The sequence below is a fragment of the Hallella seregens ATCC 51272 genome (assembly GCF_000518545.1).
Lineage (GTDB): Bacteria > Bacteroidota > Bacteroidia > Bacteroidales > Bacteroidaceae > Prevotella > Prevotella seregens.
Genome location: NZ_KI912451.1, coordinates 134,053 through 151,642 on the forward strand (window position 1 = coordinate 134,053; position 17,590 = coordinate 151,642).

The 17,590-nt window shown below is 57.0% G+C and carries 14 protein-coding genes; 7 read left to right on the top strand and 7 right to left on the bottom strand.

The genetic code is table 11. From position 1 onward, the window contains the following. Positions 1-40 precede the first annotated feature (40 nt). The 4 genes from dapB to L888_RS0111655 all read left to right on the top strand — a co-directional run bounded on the left by dapB (position 41) and on the right by L888_RS0111655 (position 3,811). The gene (gene dapB / locus L888_RS0111640; RefSeq protein WP_005845532.1) at positions 41-796 is read left to right on the top strand and encodes a 4-hydroxy-tetrahydrodipicolinate reductase; all 756 of its coding nucleotides are present in this window, start codon (positions 41-43) and stop codon (positions 794-796) included. A gap of 91 nt (positions 797-887) precedes the next feature. After that, the gene (locus L888_RS0111645) at positions 888-2,336 is read left to right on the top strand and encodes a S26 family signal peptidase (RefSeq protein ID WP_005845534.1); all 1,449 of its coding nucleotides are present in this window, start codon (positions 888-890) and stop codon (positions 2,334-2,336) included. Positions 2,337-2,367: 31 nt separating this feature from the next. Beyond that, positions 2,368-2,850: a S26 family signal peptidase gene (locus L888_RS0111650; RefSeq protein ID WP_027953009.1), complete on the top strand. Its 483-nt coding sequence runs from the start codon at positions 2,368-2,370 to the stop codon at positions 2,848-2,850. Between the two features lie 286 nt (positions 2,851-3,136). Continuing rightward, the gene (locus tag L888_RS0111655; RefSeq protein ID WP_027953010.1) at positions 3,137-3,811 is read left to right on the top strand and encodes a WbqC family protein; all 675 of its coding nucleotides are present in this window, start codon (positions 3,137-3,139) and stop codon (positions 3,809-3,811) included. A gap of 110 nt (positions 3,812-3,921) precedes the next feature. Here the strand turns inward: L888_RS0111655 and L888_RS0111660 are convergent, their stop codons facing one another. Genes L888_RS0111660 through L888_RS0111670 form a run of 3 tightly spaced genes read right to left on the bottom strand, consistent with a single transcriptional unit; the run spans position 3,922 to position 6,164 of the window. After that, a complete protein-coding gene (locus L888_RS0111660) occupies positions 3,922-4,647 on the bottom strand; it encodes a nitroreductase family protein (protein WP_027953011.1) in 726 nt (241 codons plus the stop codon). 19 nt (positions 4,648-4,666) lie between these two features. After that, positions 4,667-5,902: a M16 family metallopeptidase gene (locus L888_RS0111665; RefSeq protein ID WP_027953012.1), complete on the bottom strand. Its 1,236-nt coding sequence runs from the start codon at positions 5,900-5,902 to the stop codon at positions 4,667-4,669. Positions 5,903-5,912: 10 nt separating this feature from the next. Then, a complete protein-coding gene (locus L888_RS0111670; RefSeq protein ID WP_005845539.1) occupies positions 5,913-6,164 on the bottom strand; it encodes a hypothetical protein in 252 nt (83 codons plus the stop codon). Between the two features lie 181 nt (positions 6,165-6,345). Between L888_RS0111670 and L888_RS0111675 the strand changes: the two genes are divergently transcribed. Further along, positions 6,346-7,287 carry a carbohydrate kinase family protein gene (locus tag L888_RS0111675; protein ID WP_027953013.1) on the top strand — a complete coding sequence of 314 codons (942 nt, stop codon included), beginning with the start codon at positions 6,346-6,348 and terminating at the stop codon, positions 7,285-7,287. 110 nt (positions 7,288-7,397) lie between these two features. Here L888_RS0111675 and L888_RS0111680 read toward each other — a convergent pair whose 3' ends face one another. Together L888_RS0111680 and L888_RS0111685 are read right to left on the bottom strand one after the other, a co-directional pair. Beyond that, positions 7,398-8,540: a TlpA disulfide reductase family protein gene (locus L888_RS0111680; RefSeq protein WP_027953014.1), complete on the bottom strand. Its 1,143-nt coding sequence runs from the start codon at positions 8,538-8,540 to the stop codon at positions 7,398-7,400. 50 nt (positions 8,541-8,590) lie between these two features. Continuing rightward, entirely contained in the window at positions 8,591-10,537 is a 1,947-nt protein-coding gene (locus tag L888_RS0111685) for a DEAD/DEAH box helicase (protein WP_027953015.1), read from the bottom strand. Between the two features lie 566 nt (positions 10,538-11,103). Here L888_RS0111685 and ruvB point away from each other — a divergent pair. Then, positions 11,104-12,135: a Holliday junction branch migration DNA helicase RuvB gene (gene ruvB, locus L888_RS0111690; protein WP_027953016.1), complete on the top strand. Its 1,032-nt coding sequence runs from the start codon at positions 11,104-11,106 to the stop codon at positions 12,133-12,135. 553 nt (positions 12,136-12,688) lie between these two features. Here the strand turns inward: ruvB and L888_RS0111700 are convergent. After that, positions 12,689-14,179 (bottom strand): oligosaccharide flippase family protein, encoded by a 1,491-nt coding sequence (locus L888_RS0111700; protein WP_027953017.1) that lies wholly within the window; start codon positions 14,177-14,179, stop codon positions 12,689-12,691. A gap of 87 nt (positions 14,180-14,266) precedes the next feature. Continuing rightward, complete coding sequence (locus tag L888_RS0111705; RefSeq protein WP_027953018.1) at positions 14,267-15,499, bottom strand: nucleoside recognition domain-containing protein; 1,233 nt, start codon at positions 15,497-15,499, stop codon at positions 14,267-14,269. Positions 15,500-15,762: 263 nt separating this feature from the next. Between L888_RS0111705 and L888_RS0111710 the strand changes: the two genes are divergently transcribed. Continuing rightward, positions 15,763-17,217 carry an undecaprenyl-phosphate glucose phosphotransferase gene (locus tag L888_RS0111710; protein WP_044249355.1) on the top strand — a complete coding sequence of 485 codons (1,455 nt, stop codon included), beginning with the start codon at positions 15,763-15,765 and terminating at the stop codon, positions 17,215-17,217. Positions 17,218-17,590 lie beyond the last annotated feature (373 nt).

Consider the following 17,590-nt stretch of genomic DNA (forward strand, 5'->3'; position numbering starts at 1 on the left):
AATAATTACTTTTGCAACAACATTTTAAATCGGAAGAAAGATGAAGATAGCATTGATCGGCTACGGCAAGATGGGCCGCATGATTGAGCAGACGGCGCTGGGCCGCGGCCATGAGATTGTCTGTAAAATTGATGTTGATAATTTGCAGGATTTCGACAGCCCGGCCTTCGCTTCGGCCGATGTGGCCATCGAATTTACCAATCCCACGGCAGCCTACGACAACTATCTGCGGGCTTTCAAGCACCATGTGAAGGTGGTGAGCGGCTCCACGGGCTGGATGAAAGAGCACCGGGACGACGTGGAGGCTCTGACGCGCGACGGCCGGCAGACCCTCTTCTGGGCCAGCAACTTCTCGATAGGCGTGGCCATTTTCTCGGCCGTGAACCGCTATCTGGCCCGCATCATGAACCGATTTCCCCAATACGGGGTGGAGATGGAGGAGACCCATCACGTGCACAAGCTCGACGCACCGTCGGGGACGGCCATCACTCTGGCCGAGGAAATCGTGGCCGACATAGACCGCAAGCAGGGCTGGAAGCTCGGTACGACGACCTGGGACGACGGGCGCGTGGACGGTTCGCCCGACTGTGACGAGGCCGACCTGCGCATCAACTGCGTGCGCCACGACGAGGTGCCGGGCATACACAGCGTGACCTACGACTCGGAAGCCGACCTCATCCGGATTACCCACAGCGCACACTCGCGCAAAGGCTTTGCCCTCGGTGCCGTGCTGGCGGCCGAATACACCAAGGACCACACCGGACTGCTGACCACCAGCGACCTGTTCCGGTTCTGACGGGAGCGGCCCGGCCGCCCGGCCGTCGTGGTGCAGGGCTGTCGGCGAATGACAAAAAATGACAGATTAACGATAGACAAACAACAGACAAATGATTGACAAGGAAAAAGTAAACCTGAATATGAAGAAGCAGTGGGCGAAGTTTGTGGCCGTCCTCGTGCTCTATCTGCTGTTCCTCTGGTGGCTGCAAAGCTGGTTGGGACTCGTGGTGGTGCCTTTCATCTACGATGTCTATATCTCGAAAAAGATCAGATGGCAGTGGTGGAAGACGGCCGAGGGCCCCGTGAGGTTCATCATGAGCTGGGTGGACGCGCTGGTGTTTGCCTTGGTGGCCGTGTATTTCATCAACCTGTTCTTCTTCCAGAACTATGTCATTCCCTCCAGTTCGCTGGAAAAGAGTCTGCTCACGGGCGACTATCTCTTCGTGTCGAAGCTGAGCTACGGCCCGCGCATCCCGCAGACACCGCTCACCGTGCCCCTGACGCAACACACCCTGCCCGTCCTCAATACCAAAAGTTATATCGAGTGGCCGCATTGGGACTACCGGCGCGTGAAGGGGCTGGGCAAGGTGAAACTGAACGACATCGTGGTGTTCAACTATCCTGCCGGCGACACCATCGTGACCGAAGAACGCTATCAGGCGGCCGACTATTACAGCATGGTGTACAGCTTTGGCGAGCAGATTTACCAGCAGAACTTCCCCAACCCCGTGGATCCTGCCACGCTGAACCGGCAGCAACAGCTCGACTTTTTCAAGATGATCTATGGCATTGGGCGCAACTATGTGCTGAACAACCCCAATGAATACGGCTCCATCGACCATCGGCCCACCGACCGCCGCGAGAACTACGTGAAACGCTGCGTGGGCCTGCCCGGCCAAACGCTGCAGATTAAAAACCGTATTGTCTATCTGGACGGCAAGCCCAACAAGGAGCCCGACAACGTGCAGTACACGTATTATGTGAAGCTAAAGCGTGACTTGCCCGACGATTTGCTGAAAGAACTCGGCATATCGATGGAGGATTTGACCAGTCTGAACCAGAACGGATACATGCCACTCACCAAGGCTGCCGTGAAAACGCTCAGCGCGCGCAAGGACTTGGTGGCCAGCATCCGGCTGAATACCGATGCCACCACGGGCGACCTCTACCCGCTGGACATGGTGACGGGATGGACGCGAGATAACTATGGTCCTGTGTGGATACCGAAAAAGGGAGCCACGCTGAAGCTCACGATGGACAACATTGCCGTTTACGAACGGCCCATACGGGTGTACGAGGGCAACGCGCTGGAGGTGAAGAACAACCAAATCTACATCAACGGTCGGCTGGCCACGAGCTACACGTTCAAGATGGACTACTACTGGATGATGGGCGACAACCGTCACAACTCGGCCGACTCACGCTACTGGGGCTTCGTGCCCGAGGACCACGTCGTGGGCAAGCCCATCTTTATCTGGTACAGTTCCGACCCCGACCGCCGCGGTTTCTCGGGCGTGCGCTGGCATCGGCTGTTCCGTTGGGTGGACAACATCAAGTAAACCGGGGGCGAGTCTGCTCCCCTTTCCTTTCATGAAACAGGCATTGAAGGCCCTCCTCACGCTGTTTGGTGCGCTGGTGATCGTGTTCATCGTGCGCGCCTATGCCTTTACCATCTATACGGCGCCCGTTGCTGTAGGCCATACACTGGTGCCGGGCGACCGCGTGCTGGTGAACAAGTGGGTGCGTGCCGGTTTTGTGCGGGGCGACTTGCTGGTGTTCAGTCCGCAGGACGGGCCTCGGGCCGTTGGGCCGGAAAGCGGCGGACGGATGGGCGGCAGCCATGGATGGCCGTTGTTGCGCACCCGTTGCGAGCTCGTGGGTAGGGTGGAAGCCCTGCCCGGCGACACTATCACGTGGCGTGGCGTGCGCTATCGGATTCCCCTGCGCTGCTGTCGCCGTTGCGGTTGTCCCGACTGCAAGCTCTATCTTGTCGACACGGGCCACGGACAGCTGCTGGTACACCGGCATCAGGTGGTGGGCAAAGCCCGTCGCCTGTTCCATCTCCCATTTTAAGGAAGACGGCGCAGATGGATGGCCTCAATCCGCTTGTTCAACTCCGTCATCCCCACCTTTCCCCGCCGTTGCTTTGGTTTTCTTCTATAAATGCTTTCTCCTTTCCCTATCGTAGAATCCTTTTTCCTCTATCGTCTTCTTTGTCTTCCCCCGTCATAGCCTCCGTCCTCCCTGCCATTAGCCTCCGTCCTCCCGTCATTATCCTCCGTCCTTTCTGTCATTAGCCCGGCAGAACGCCCATCGTTGGCAGTGTCATCGCCGCATGGTTAATTTTGAATTATGAATTATGAATTTTGAATTGATAACTCCTTTCCTCTCCTCAACCTACTTCGGTCCCGTGCAGTGGTACCAGAAACTGAACCGCGCGGGGGGCTGTCTGTTGGAGCAACACGACCATTTTATCAAGCAAACCTACCGCAACCGCTGTGTCATTGCCACGACAAACGGACTGCAAGCCCTCACCGTGCCCGTAGAGAGCTATGAGGGTCCCAAGTGCGAGATGAAAGATATTCGCATCAGCGACCACGGCAACTGGCGGCATCTGCATTGGAATGCCCTGTTGTCGGCCTACGGTGAAAGCCCGTTCTTCGAGTTCCTGGCCGATGATATTCGTCCTTTCTTCGAGAAGCGGTGGACCTACCTCTTCGACTTCAATCTTGAAATCACCCGTTGCGTCTGCGACTTGCTGGACATCCAGCCCCGCATTGAACTGACCACGGTGTATGGAGGAAGAGGAGATGAGCGATGGAATGGTGGCGGTAAAGGCGGCCAGCAGATAGGCGAGGAGAATCATTGGACAGACTATCGCGATGCGATTCGTCCCAAGCACCCTTTGCCCGACGCCAATTTCCATCCCCGTCCCTATTACCAGGTCTATGCCTGGAAGCATGGGTTCCATCCCAATCTCTCCATCCTCGACCTGCTGTTCAACGAAGGCAACGAGGCGGTGCTGTACTTGTAGCGGGCATTCCCGGCGAGCCTCTCTGGCCGGGAATGCCCGCTTGTGATGTCGGTTTGCGGAACATGCAGGGACGTTTGCCCATGCACATGCCATCCAAACCCTGTATTTTTTTATATTCTGTGGTACATTTGATCGAAAGGCAGACGGAAACGTTCGCCCCGCACGCCCTCGGGCAAGCGGATGCCACAGGTGATAACCATGTTGATGCCACAGTCGTGGGGCAGGTGCAACGCTTTCTTCACCAGCCGGCTGTCGAATCCTTCCAGCGGACAGGTGTCGTAACCTTGCTCGCTCATGGCCAGCATGAAGGTCTGCACGGCCAGTGCACAGCTCTTGTGCACCACCGTGCGCACCTCACTTTCGCGCACTTGGTGCACGATGGGACGGAAGAGACCGATGCACTGCACCAAGGCTTTGTTCAGCAATCCCTTGATGCCGAAGAAGCGGCTGTACTGCAAGGGTATCAGTCGGTTGTAGTAGAGTTTCTGCAAATGGATGCGCCGCGCTTGGCGGTCTTTTGGGCTATTTTGCAGAATCTCCTCGATGCCCGCCTGCAACACGGCCTTGGCATGCTGCCGGTAGCGGTCTTGCCGCGTCACGAACACCACCATCTGCTGGGCGGTTCGGGCACTGCCCTGGTTCAGACAAGCCTTGGTGAGCAGGGCCATCGTGTCGGGCTGGGTGACGTGGTAGCACTCCCACAGCTGCATGTTCGAGCTCGTTGGGGCCAGCGTGGCCTGTCGGAGACAGTCTTCCACACGCTCGGTATCGAGCGGTTTGTTGGGGTCGTATCTTCTGACGGCCCGTCTGTGTTCAAGAATTTCCCTTAATGTCATGTTCTGAAGTTCTGGTTGTCTATTGGTAAATGAGCGTCGTCATGCGCTCGGGATCGAAAACTTCGTGGGCCACGGCGTGCAGATTCTCGACCGTGATACGGTCTATGCTGGCGTAGAGCGACGTGATGTCGCGCTCCCATCCATAGTACAGAAAGCTCTTTCCGAAGTCCAATGCAAAGTTCTCCCGGTTGTCGCACGCCACGCCGATCTGCCCTTTCAGCTGCTTTTGGGCGGCCCGCAGCCTCGTGGCGGTGACGGGGCGCAGCCTCAAGCGGTCGAGTTCGCGGCGCACCAGATGGAGGCATCGCTTCACGTCCCCGGCGTCGCACCCGAAGTAAGTGGACCAGATGCCGGTGTCGCCGTAGCTTGTCATGGTGGTCTCCACGGTGTAGACGAGTCCCCGATGCTCGCGCAACACCATGTTGAGACGGGCATTCATGCCCGGTCCGCCCAGCATGTTGCAGAGCAGATAGAGGCTCATCCTGCGTTCGTCGCGGAAGTCGTAGCCCCGCCCACCCAGCATGACGTGGGCCTGATGTGTGCCGCGCGAGGAGACGAAGAGCCGTTTGTTCTCTTGCTCTCCACGTGGGAGCGATGGGGAGGGAGCGGGTGCATCGCAGAGAAAGGAGCCGGGAACCGGCGTGTAGGACTCGAGGCACTTCATCACTTTCTTGAACGTTACGTCGCCGTACACAAAGAAGACGGCATTGTCGGGACGGTAGTATTTTCGCGTGAAGCGCAGGGCATCCGAGGTGGTGAAGCCACGCACGTGGTCGGCCGTGCCCAGAATGTTGTGGCCCAGAGGGTGTCCTCGAAAGACCAGATTCTCGAATTCGTCGTAGATGAGCTCAGCCGGCGAGTCGTTGTAACTCTCTATTTCGTCGCAGATCACCTCCACTTCCTTGTCTATTTCGCTTTGCGGATAGGTGGAGTGGAACACCATATCGCTCAGCAGATCGATGGCCCGCGTCACGTGATCTTTCAGGATGGCGGCATAGAAAGTGGTGCATTCCTTGTTGGTGAATGCGTTCAGGTCGCCGCCGACACTCTCCAGACCATTGATGATGTTCCAGGCTTTGCGTCGCTCGGTGCCCTTGAAAGTGACGTGTTCGCAGAAGTGGGCCAGCCCCTCTTCGCCCGGGGCCTCGTTGCGTGTGCCCACCGCAATTTGATAGCCGCAATAGACGACGGGCGACGGGGAGGGCAGGTGGATGACGCGAAGGCCGTTGGGAAGTGTTGCCGTGTTATAGTTCATTGGGGAAAAATCAGCGACGCTTCAGCCGCAATTTGTTCAGGCCATTGTCCGTTCCCGTGGTCTGTGGCTTCTCCATGTCCGGGTCGTCGGGATCGGTATAGTCCACCATCACGGGCTCACCTTCGTAAGAAAATTCTTCTGCGGCCTCGATGTGGTTGACGCCTGACACAGTCTTGCTGCCGTGACTTTCATAAATGACCAGCACGACCAGCAGGCCGAACAGAAAAGCCACAAACTTGGCCATGGACCGGGTATCAATCATAGGTCTCTCTTTTTAAAAGGTAAGTGTGATGCTGTAGATGGTGATTCGATGCTTGCAAAAGTACCGAAAAAAAGCGTTACGGCCAAATTAAAACGGTTCTTTCGTTTTGCCCTTTATCCGATTTCTGCTATCTTTGCAAAGATTATAGGCCAAGTTTGTCGCCGGATTAACAGTTATCATCATGCGCAAAGTTATCGGAATAGGAGAGACCGTGCTCGACATTATCTTTAAAAACGGGCAACCCATCGGGGCTTATCCGGGTGGTTCCACGTTCAATGCCATCATCTCGCTGGGGCGTTCGGAGGTGAACAGCACCTTTATCAGCGAGGCCGGACGCGACCGCGTGGGCCGGCACATCATCGACTTTCTGAAAGAGAATGGCGTGAATGCCGACAACGTGAACGTGTTCCCCGACTCCAAGTCGCCCATTTCGCTGGCGTTCCTCGACGAACACAATGATGCAGAGTACATTTTCTACAAGGATCATCCCCACGACCAGCTCGATTTCATCTACCCTGACGTGCAGCCCGACGATATCGTGCTCTTCGGATCGTTCTACGCCGTCAACCCGGTCATTCGGCCGCAGATGGTCGGACTGCTCGACTATGCACGCAGTCACGGCGCCATTGTCTATTATGACGTGAACTATCGGCCCTCTCATCGCGACGAGGTGATGCGGATCACGCCCAACCTTTTGGAGAATCTTGAGTATGCCGACATCGTGCGGGGCTCGCACGAGGACTTCGAGGTGCTCTATAGATTACAGGACCCCGACAAGGTCTACAACGCTGAAATCTCCTTCTACTGCAAGAAATTCATTTATACCCACGGCGGTAATCCTGTGGAGTTGCGGGCCGAGAACGGCTTCAAACGCAGCTATCCCACACCGCAGACTGCCGCGGAGAGCACCATCGGCGCGGGCGACAACTTCAATGCGGGCCTGATCTACGGTCTGCTCAAATACGGCATTCGGCGCAGCGACATCGAGCGCGGGCTGTCGGCCGACCAGTGGGACAACATCATTCGCTGCGCCCAGGAATACTCGGCCGACTGCTGCAAGAGCATCTTCAACTACGTGTCGCACGAATTTGGCGCGCGCAAGCGGGCCGAGCTCGGCGTGTGATGCGCCATGCCCCTGCCCCGCATCAGGGCATCGGGGGCGGGCAGACAAAAGGGCAGGGCCGTAGGAACAGAAATGTTCCTACGGCCCTGCCCTTTGTCAGTTTTATCCTTTTACTTGTTTCCGAACGTCTCGTCCAGGAAAGTATAGAAGGCGGGGTCTTCGCCCACAACGGTCTTTACAATCTTGCCGGCGGGGTCCAGGATAATCTTCGTGGGGAAGCCCTGGATGCCATAGTCGGCCAGCACCTTGCCGTCACGCGGGTTGTACACGTGGAGCCAGGGTAGGGCGTGCTTCTCTACAGCGGCTTTCCACTTGGCTTCGGTGTCGTTGCAGTCGATGCCCAGAATCTCAAACTTGCCCTTATACTTCTCATAATAGGCCTTCATCTCGGGAAATCCCTTGATGCACCAGCCGCACCACGAGCCCCAGAAGTCCAGAATGACATACTTGCCCCGCAGACTCGACAGCGTGAGCGGCTTGCCCTCGATGTCGTTCAGCGTGAAGTCGGGAGCTTCCACGCCGGCTGCCTGCTTCTTGGCTGCCTCGGCTTCGGCTTTCTCCTGCGCCTCCATGTGGTCGATGATGCCTTGGTAAAAGTGCTTCATGCGGCCCTCGCGCACGGCAGGTGAGAGCAGCAGGACGGCAGCTTTCATCTGCTCCAGCTCTCCCAGTTCGGGAATGATGGCCGCGCTGGCCTCGTAGTCGGGGTGCTGTTTGATAAAGGCCATGATGCCGTCGGCTTTCTGCTGGCGCAGGGCCGGGGCTTTCTCCTGAAACTCATTCATCAGCGTTTCCTGGCTCTCGCCGGCTTCCATCCGCTTGTTCAGACTGGCGTAGAAGTCGCTGAAAGGCTTGCCGGCGGCCTCCATGGCGCGGTCGGCCTCGTTGAACTCACGGTAGAACTTGGAGCCCGTGAGGTAGTAATTGGATGTCACGTCGCCCGACAGCTCGGCCGTCTCGCCCGGCACGGCAATCATCTGAAAGCTGCCGCCGCCTTCCTGGCGCAGGAACTCCGGTGTGCATACCGTGATGACGGAGGGCCTGTCCACGCTCACCGTGAAGTCGAACTTGCCGTCCTTCACCAGCACGGTGTCCTGCTTGTGGTCCCGTTCGCCCTGCGGAATAAAGACGAAGAGCGAGTCGGTCAAGCCTTTGAGTTGTCCTTTGATGTGTACAAGGCCGTCTGCTGCGGCTGCAGTGGCGGGCACGAGGCTTGAAGCCGCGAGTGCCAGCCCCAATAGAATATTCTTCATACTTTCAGTGTTGATAAGTTACTTTTCTGTTGTGTCGGGCCGGGAAGCCGTTACTGCTTCTTCGGTTGTCGGCGCGCCCATCCCTCTTCGGAGAAGTCGGGCTCCTCTCCCCGCAGCTTCATCGAGGCGTTCTGCATCAGGCTCTTCCAGTCGTCGCGGCTGTGGCGGCGGCCGTCTTCACCGGCGAAAGCTGTGCTGCCGGCTTCCTCGCGCATGCTGCGGGCACGGCCCTTGCGCTCGGCACGCTCTCCGCCGCGGGTGCTTTTGTAGCTGCGGCCCTCGCGCGGACTGCGGCTCTCGCGGCCCTCGCGTGTGGCCCGTCCGTCCCGTGTGGTGCGGTCGTTGCCGCGTCCGCCCTCGTCGGCGTCGTTGCAACGCACCTCGCGTCCCTTGTAGCTTGTGCCGTTCAGCGCGCGCATCACCTTCGGGGCATCAGCCTCGGGTACCTCAATGTAGCAGAACTTCGACAGCAGATCGATGTGTCCCACCTCCTGCCGGCCGTGTACATGGTGGTTCATGAACTGCATGATTTCGCCGGGATAGAACCCGTCTTGCTTGCCCAGATTGATGAACAGGCGGCGGAATCCGGCCTCAGCCTCACGCTTGCCCCTCGGTCGTCCGGCCTTGCGGTCGGTGCCCTTGTCGCCACGTTCTGCGTTGCGCTTGGTGGTAGGCTTGAGAATTTCGGGTGCGTTCTTATAGTAGTCGAGGAACCGTCCAAAGGTGATGCTCACCATTTTCTTGATGATGTCTTCCTTGTCGATGTATTCAAACTGCCGGTCTATCTCCGTCATGTAGGGTGCAATGAGCTCTTCGTCCACGTCGGTCTTCATGATGTCGTCCATCACTTTATAGAGCTGCTTCTTGCAAATCTCCTCGGGAGCGGGCAGCGTGCCGTCGATAAACTCCTTGCCAATCACCTTCTCGATGTTGCGCACCTTGAACTTTTCGCGCGAGTGGATGATGGAAATCGACGTGCCTTTCTTGCCGGCGCGGCCCGTGCGGCCCGAGCGGTGGGTGTAGTTCTCGATGTCGTCGGGCAGCCCGTAGTTGATGACGTGGGTCAGATCGTCCACGTCAAGGCCGCGTGCGGCCACGTCGGTGGCCACGAGAATCTGTATCAAGTGGTTGCGAAACTTCTGCATCGTGAGGTCGCGCTGCTGCTGGCTCAGGTCGCCGTGCAGGGAGTCGGCGTTGTATCCGTCCTTAATCAGCTTGTCGGCAATCTCTTGGGTCTCTATCTTCGTGCGGCAGAACACGATGCCGTAGATGTGCGGATAGAAGTCCACCACACGTTTGAGCGCCAGGTATTTGTCGCGGGCGTTCACCATATAATAGATGTGATTCACGTTCTCGGCGCCCTCATTGCGCGAGCCCACCACGATTTCCTTGTAGTCGTGCAGGTAGCTTTTGGCTATGCGCTCTATCTCGCGGCCCATCGTGGCCGAGAAGAGCAGGGTGTTGCGGTCGGCGGGAACACCCTCGAAGATGGCGTTGATGCTCTCGGTGAATCCCATGTTGAGCATCTCGTCGGCCTCGTCGAGCACTACGTTGGCCACCTTGTCGAGCTTGGCCACGCCGCGCTTCATCAGGTCGATGAGGCGGCCCGGGGTGGCCACGATAATCTGCACGCCGTGGCGCAGTGAGCGAATCTGCGTCTCGATGGACGCTCCGCCGTAGACGGGCAGCACGTGCATGCCGTCGATATACTTGGCAAAGGCGTTCAAGTCGTCGGCAATCTGCAGACAGAGCTCACGCGTGGGGCTCAGGATCAAGGCCTGTGTCTCCTTGCTGGTGGGGTCTGTACGCTGCAGCACGGGAATGCCGTAGGCGGCCGTCTTGCCCGTTCCGGTCTGTGCCAGAGCGATGACATCGTTGCCATGACCAAGTAAAAATGGGATAACTTCTTCCTGCACGGGCATTGGATGTTCAAAGCCCAGCTCCTCAATGGCGCGGCGAATCTCTTCGCTGACACCTAATTCTTCAAATGTCTTCAAAAATAAAAATGTATTATAAATATCACTGTAGGGACTGCTTCAAAACGCCCTACCGTTCTGTGTGAGTCTCCTTTTCGGCTGCAAAGGTACGACAAAATATCGATTCCCAAGCAGAACAAACGTGTTTTTTAGACAGAACAACGTAATTAATGGATGACTGGTGCGGGGAGTTTTAGACAGAACAACATATTAAACAGATGGCTGGCGCGATGGGTTTAAAGACATAGTAACAGAATAACAGATGGCTCGTGCGGTGAATCATGGGGTATTGGCGCGCGGCCCGCCCCCTACATTCATACCCCGACAACCGTGGCGCAGCCATCTGTTTAATATGTTGTTCTGTCTAAAAAACAGCGCGATAGCCATCTGTTATTCTGTTACTATGTCTTTAAACCCATCGCGCCAGCCATATGTTTAATATGTTGTTCTGTCTAAATCTCCTCGCGCGAGCCACATGTTATTCTGTTACTATGTCTTTAAAACCCTGTCTTTTTGGTCAAAACTCGGGGTATTCTGTCGCCATGGCGGCACTTTTTTGTATCTTTGCAGACGAAAAGACAAACGGAATGACAGACGATTTTGACATCAGGGAGGAGCGGGTCTCCACGGCTGAAAAGGATTTTGAGAATGCCTTGCGCCCGTTGCGCTTCCAGGATTTCAACGGCCAGCAGAAGGTTGTAGAGAACCTGGAGATCTTCGTCGAGGCCGCCAAGTATCGCGGCGAGCCCCTCGACCACACGCTGCTCTACGGTCCTCCGGGCCTCGGCAAGACCACTTTGAGCAACATCATCGCCAATGAGCTGGGCGTAGGGTTCAAGATTACCAGCGGTCCTGTGCTCGACAAGCCCGGCGACCTGGCAGGCATACTCACCTCGCTGGAGCCCAACGACGTGCTCTTCATCGACGAGATACACCGCCTGCAGCCCGTGGTCGAGGAGTATCTCTACTCGGCCATGGAGGATTATCGCATCGACATCATGATCGACAAGGGCCCCTCGGCCCGCTCTATCCAGATAGACCTCAACCCTTTCACCCTTGTGGGGGCCACCACGCGCTCGGGCATGCTCACGGCTCCGCTGCGCGCCCGCTTCGGCATCAACATGCACCTGGAGTACTACGACCCCGAGACGCTCCGCCGCATCATCCGCCGTTCGGCCACGTTGCTCAAGGTGCCCATCGACGCCGATGCCGCCGCCGAGATAGCCCGCCGCAGCCGCGGCACGCCCCGTATCGCCAACGGACTGCTGCGCCGCGTGCGCGACTTTGCCCAGGTGAAGGGCAACGGCACCATCACCACCGACATTGCGCAGCTCTCGCTCTCGGCGCTCAACATCGACGAGTACGGCCTCGACGAGACCGACAACAAGATTCTGCTCACCATCATCGACAAGTTCAGGGGCGGTCCGGTGGGTGTGTCGACCATCGCCACGGCCATCGGCGAGGACAGCGGTACGGTGGAGGAGGTGTACGAACCCTTTCTCATCATGGAGGGATTCATCAAACGCACGCCCCGCGGCCGTATGGCCACACGGCTGGCCTACGAGCATCTGGGGCGCAACCCCTACGAGAGCGACATCATGCAGACCTCCCTCTTCTGATGTTTGACGGCTGGCGCGGTGTTTTTTAGACAGAACTACATATTCAACAGATGGCTCGCGCGGTGGGTTTAAAGACATAGTAACAGAATAACAAGTGGCTGCGCGAGGATGGTTTAGACATAACAACATATTAAACATATGGCTGGCGCGGTGAATCATGGAGTATTGGCGTGCGGCCCGGCCCCTACATTCACACCCCGACAACCGTGGCGCAGCCATCTGTTTAATATGTTGTTATGTCTAAACCATCCTCGCGCAGCCACTTGTTATTCTGTTACTATGTCTTTAAACCCACCGCGCGAGCCATCTGTTGAATATGTAGTTCTGTCTAAAAAACACCGTAAACGCGTTGTGTCTACGCCGCAAACGCCGCGCGATTACGGTGTCTTCGTGACGCGACAAGGCCGTAGTCGCTATGCGACTACGGCCTTGTCGTGATGCGGGGACGAGGCGGTGGCGTTATCGTGCCCCGATCTTGCGCAGCAGACGGTCGGCATGTCCCCGGCGGTCCATCATGCAGAGCACGTGGCGGATGTCCACTTTGAAAGCGTATTTAGTGTCTGAAATGCCGGCCGATGACGGGCAGGGAGGCCAGGGGGAAGTCGCGCCTGACGGCGTAGCCCACGAAAACGGCCACCAAGACAGTGTTCACGGCCAGGGCCGGGAACATGCCGAGCCGGGCGTTGGCGGCCGTCATGCCGGCAAAGAGCACGAGGGCCAGCAGCACGTAGGCCATGATTTGGCGCACGGGATAGTTGATGGGGTAGTAGCGTTGGCCCACGAAGTAGCTCAGCAGCATGGCTGTGCCGTAGCCCGCAAAGCCGCCCCAGGCACAGGCCATGTAGCTGTACTGGGGCACGAAGACCACGTTCACCGCAATGAGCACCAGGCAGCCCGCACCGCTGAACCAGGCTCCCCAGATGGTGCGGTCGGTGAGCTTGTACCAGAACGAGAGGTTGAAGTACACGCCCATCATGATTTCGGCCGCCATGCAGATGGGCACCACGCGCAGCCCGGCCCAGTAGTCGTGGTTGCGAATGATGTAGCGCAGCACGTCCATATAGCCCACCACGAGCAGGAAGGCCAGCAGCGTGAAGATGATAAAGTACTTCATCGCCTTGGCGTAAGTCTCCCGATTGTCCTTGTCTTTGGCCTTGCCGAAGACGAATGGCTCGTAGGCATAGCGGAAAGCCTGGGTAATCATGGCCATAATCATGGCTATCTTCACCGTGGCGCCATAGATGCTCAGCTCGGCTCGGGCGTCGGCTCCGCGGTAGAGAAAGGGGAAGACAATCTTGTCGAACGTCTGGTTCAGGATGCCCGCAATGCCCAGAATGAGCAGCGGCCAGGCGTAGCGCAGCATGCGGCGCAGCAACCGGGCGTCGAAACGGTAGGGCACTTCGGTGAGTTCGCGCCAGAACATGAGCGTCACCAAGCCCGTGCAGACGAGGTTGATGTAGAACACCATGCCCACGTCGAGCGTGAAGTGCTCGTCGTAGAGCCCAAAAGGGTTGAGGTGGAGACGAGGCAGGATGAAGAGGTAGGTGATGTTGAGCACCACGTTGAGCAGGATGTTGGCCAGCTGGATACAGGCAAACTTGACGGGCCGCTTCTTGTAGCGCAGGTAGGCGAAAGGGATGCACTTGAAGGCGTCGACGGCCACGCAGACAAACATCACGGCCACCCAGTCGGGGTGGTCGGCGTAGCCCATGAACGAAGCAATGGGCCCCAGGAAGCCCAGCACCAGCAGGATGAACAGCAGCGACGTGGAGCCCACGGCAAGAAGCGTCGTGGTATAGACGGTCTGCGGGTTCTCCTCGGTCTTGTTGGCATAGCGGAAGAAAGTGGTTTCCATGCCGTAGGTGAGCACCACCAGCAGCAGGGCCGTGTAGGCGTAGACGTTGGTCACCACGCCATACTGCCCGCCCGACGCCGCCCACGCCGCCGTCTGGATGGGCACGAGCAGGTAGTTGATGAACCGCCCGGCTATCGAACTGATGCCGTAGATGGCGGTGTCTTTGAGCAATGATTTTAAATTTGCCATGAATATCGCGTTGCTTTATACTTTGATTTCTTCCTTTAACAGCTTGTTCTTTTTCCTATAACAGCCTGTCATCTCCTATTCTCCTGCCTACCCTCCAAAGAACACATACGCCACCATAATGGCTGCCACCACCCCCACAAGGTCGGCCAGCAGACCGCAGGCCACGGCATGGCGCGTGAACTTCACGCCTACACTGCCAAAGTAGACGGCCAATATATAAAAGGTGGTGTCGGTGGAACCCTGGAAGATGCAGCTCAGCCGCCCCACGAACGAGTCCGCGCCGTAGGTCTTCATGGCCTCGAGCATCAGGCCGCGGGCCCCGCTACCCGAGAGGGGCTTCATGAAAGCCGTGGGCAGCGCCCCCACAAAGTCGGTGTTGAGGCCGCATGCCCGCACGCCCCAGGCTATACTGTCGGTGAGCAGCTGCATGGCCCCCGAGGCGCGGAACACGCCCACGGCCACGAGGATGGCCACCAGATAAGGAATGATGCGCACGGCCGTGGTGAAGCCCTCCTTGGCTCCCTCGATGAAGGCGTCGTAGACATTGATGCGCCGCAACAGGCCCGCCACGATGAAAAGCACGATGATGCCCAGCAGGATGAGGTTGCCAGCCACCGACGTTGCTTGCCCCATGGTGTCCTTGTCCATCCGCCCGAAGCCCCATATCACCACGCCCACGAACCCCACGAGCCCCGCCATCACGGCCAGCAGGGCCGGTTGCAGCAGGTTGATGCGCTGCCACAGCGAGGTGATGATGATGCCGGCCAGCGTGGCCATGGTGGTGGCCAGCAGGATGGGGATGAACACATCGGTGGGCGTGGCGGCGCCGTAGGAGGCGCGGAAAGCCAGGATGGTGGTGGGAATGATGGTGAGGCCCGAGGTGTTGAGCACCAGGAACATAATCATTGGATTGGTTGCCGTGTCCTTGTGCGCATTGAGTTCCTGCATCTGCGACATGGCCTTGAGGCCCGTAGGAGTGGCTGCATTGTCGAGTCCGAGCATGTTGGACGCGATGTTCATGAAGATGCTGCCCATCACGGGATGGTTGCGCGGGATGTCGGGAAACAGCTTGGTGAACACCGGACTCAGCATACGGGCCAGCACGTTGACCACGCCGGCACGCTCGCCTATCTTCATGATGCCGAGCCAAAGAGCCAGCACGCCGGTGAGGCCCAGCGAGGTCTCGAAGGCCGTCTTGGAGGAATCGAAAGTGGAGTCGACCATCTTTTGAAAGATGGCAGTGTCGCCTAGGCAGAGCTGAATGGCCCCGAAGACGAAGGCGATGACGAAGAAAGCGATCCAAATATAGTTGAGTACCATAACTGGCTGCAAAGGTACGAAAAAGCGAATAGCCCGAAAACAAAAAGCCGGTGAAGTGTTGTCGAAAAACGGAAATACGGAGGATTTTGAGACGATTTCAGCCGTAAACGCTTGCTCATTTCAGATTTATTTCTTAATTTTATGCCGACTTTAAAGAGAATACTCCTTATTTGGCATGGAAAGGCCCGGTCCCGGGCCGTCCGTAAGACCGGCAGATGAGGTACTATGAAAACATGATGCAAATACAAATGACGAAACACGGTATGAAAAAGAATAACGAGACAGGGGGAATTACGCTTCGGAAGACTTCGGGTGGCAACGACTATGTACGGGCTGCTGTCTTTATCTTCGACTTCATTTTACTGAACGTTCTCTTCCTGGGCTTTGTCTTTATATTCACAGACAGGGTGCCGCCTTATTTCGATGTCTATACCCGACAGTCGCTGCTGGTGGTGAATTTCACCATGCTCATTGCCGAATACTTCTTCCATACCATCGTACAGCGGCGGCTGGTGACCGTGGCCAACATTGCCGGCAACACCTTGAAACTGGTGGGTACGCAGGTGGTGCTGATGTTTCTGATGGTTCGCTTCCTGTCGGACGGCGAGACGCTCTTCCCCTTTCTGGTGGTCTTCGGTACCACGTCTTACGTCGTTTTCATGGTCTCGCGCATCATTGAGCGTTGGGCATTAAGGTGTCTGCGCAAGATGGGGCGCAACACACAGAGCGTGCTCTTCGTGGGCCACGACCTCTCGCTGGCCCGTCTGTACCGGGATCTCACGATGACAACCTCCATGGGCTACCGCGTCAAGGGCTACTATGCTCACCACGAAATGAAGAATCCGCCGGCGGGACTGAAGTATCTGGGCACCATCGAGGACCTCAATGCACTGCTCGACCGATGGGATGCCGACCCGTTGCTGGATCCGGGGGTCAACGAGATATTCTGCAGTGTGCCCCACGAGGAAGAGAAAGAAGTGATGCGCATCGTGCGGTCGTGCGACAAGAGCGTCGTGCGTTTCTTCTATGTGCCGCGCATCTTTGAGGACTATGAGATGAACCTTTCCATGCAGCAGTTTGGCAATTACACGGTGTTCACCAACCGCGAGGAACCGCTCACCAAACCGATGAACCGGTTCATCAAGCGGACGTTTGACCTGTGTTTCAGCCTCGTGGTGTGCATCTTTCTGCTGCCTGTCATCCTCATTGTGGGGCTCATCATCAAGCTGCAGAGTCCCGGTCCCATTTTCTTCAGGCAGGGACGCACGGGCTTGGACGGCAACACCTTCGACTGCTACAAGTTCCGCTCCATGCACGTGAACAAGGATTCCGACAACGTTCAGGCCACCAAGGACGACCCGCGGAAGTTCCCTTTCGGCAACTTCATGCGCAAAACCAATATCGATGAGCTGCCCCAATTCTTCAATGTGCTCAAGGGTGACATGAGCATTGTGGGCCCACGGCCGCACATGCTGCACCACACCGAGCTCTACGGCCGGCTCATTGACAAGTACATGGTGCGCCATTTTGCCAAGCCCGGCATCACAGGCTGGGCCCAAGTGACGGGATTCCGCGGCGAGACCTCGGAGCTGTGGCAGATGGAAGAGCGCGTGCGCCGCGACATCTGGTATGTGGAGAACTGGAGTTTCTGGCTCGACATCAGGATTATCTTCAGAACCGTCAAGTCTTTCTTCGTGCACGACGAGCACGCCTATTAAGGAGCACGGCTCCTTGCCTTTCCGGCGGCCCCGGTGTTCTTGAATGCTTGGGGACGGGTTGCCCCATGCTTTTGTGTCCCCCGCAAACAGTTGTTTTGGGGATTGCCATGTTATATTTTTGTACAAATTGGCAAATAAAGATTAATTTTTCGGCTTTCGTTACTAACGATTCTTAAAATATTTCTCCTGTTTATCAGTCTATGGATAAACAGTGTACCTTTGCGCGCCAACAAAATGTAAGAGCGATCTAAGGTCTGTAATCAGACGTAATCGACAAATCAAATTTAAATCACAAAATGCGTGTAAGCAATTCTTTTCGAGTGACTCCACGGACGTGGCGTCTGTTATTGCTGTCGGTCTTTCTGCCCATAGC

What these genes read in the sequence shown, in the direction of transcription:
- dapB (WP_005845532.1), top strand. Translation starts at nt 41, where the DNA reads ATGAAGATAGCATTGATCGGCTACGGCAAGATGGGCCGCATGATTGAG.
- L888_RS0111645 (WP_005845534.1), top strand. Translation starts at nt 888, where the DNA reads ATGATTGACAAGGAAAAAGTAAACCTGAATATGAAGAAGCAGTGGGCG.
- L888_RS0111650 (WP_027953009.1), top strand. Translation starts at nt 2,368, where the DNA reads ATGAAACAGGCATTGAAGGCCCTCCTCACGCTGTTTGGTGCGCTGGTG.
- L888_RS0111655 (WP_027953010.1), top strand. Translation starts at nt 3,137, where the DNA reads ATGAATTTTGAATTGATAACTCCTTTCCTCTCCTCAACCTACTTCGGT.
- L888_RS0111660 (WP_027953011.1), bottom strand. Translation starts at nt 4,647, where the DNA reads ATGACATTAAGGGAAATTCTTGAACACAGACGGGCCGTCAGAAGATAC.
- L888_RS0111665 (WP_027953012.1), bottom strand. Translation starts at nt 5,902, where the DNA reads ATGAACTATAACACGGCAACACTTCCCAACGGCCTTCGCGTCATCCAC.
- L888_RS0111670 (WP_005845539.1), bottom strand. Translation starts at nt 6,164, where the DNA reads ATGATTGATACCCGGTCCATGGCCAAGTTTGTGGCTTTTCTGTTCGGC.
- L888_RS0111675 (WP_027953013.1), top strand. Translation starts at nt 6,346, where the DNA reads ATGCGCAAAGTTATCGGAATAGGAGAGACCGTGCTCGACATTATCTTT.
- L888_RS0111680 (WP_027953014.1), bottom strand. Translation starts at nt 8,540, where the DNA reads ATGAAGAATATTCTATTGGGGCTGGCACTCGCGGCTTCAAGCCTCGTG.
- ruvB (WP_027953016.1), top strand. Translation starts at nt 11,104, where the DNA reads ATGACAGACGATTTTGACATCAGGGAGGAGCGGGTCTCCACGGCTGAA.
- L888_RS0111700 (WP_027953017.1), bottom strand. Translation starts at nt 14,179, where the DNA reads ATGGCAAATTTAAAATCATTGCTCAAAGACACCGCCATCTACGGCATC.
- L888_RS0111705 (WP_027953018.1), bottom strand. Translation starts at nt 15,499, where the DNA reads ATGGTACTCAACTATATTTGGATCGCTTTCTTCGTCATCGCCTTCGTC.
- L888_RS0111710 (WP_044249355.1), top strand. Translation starts at nt 15,763, where the DNA reads ATGAAAAAGAATAACGAGACAGGGGGAATTACGCTTCGGAAGACTTCG.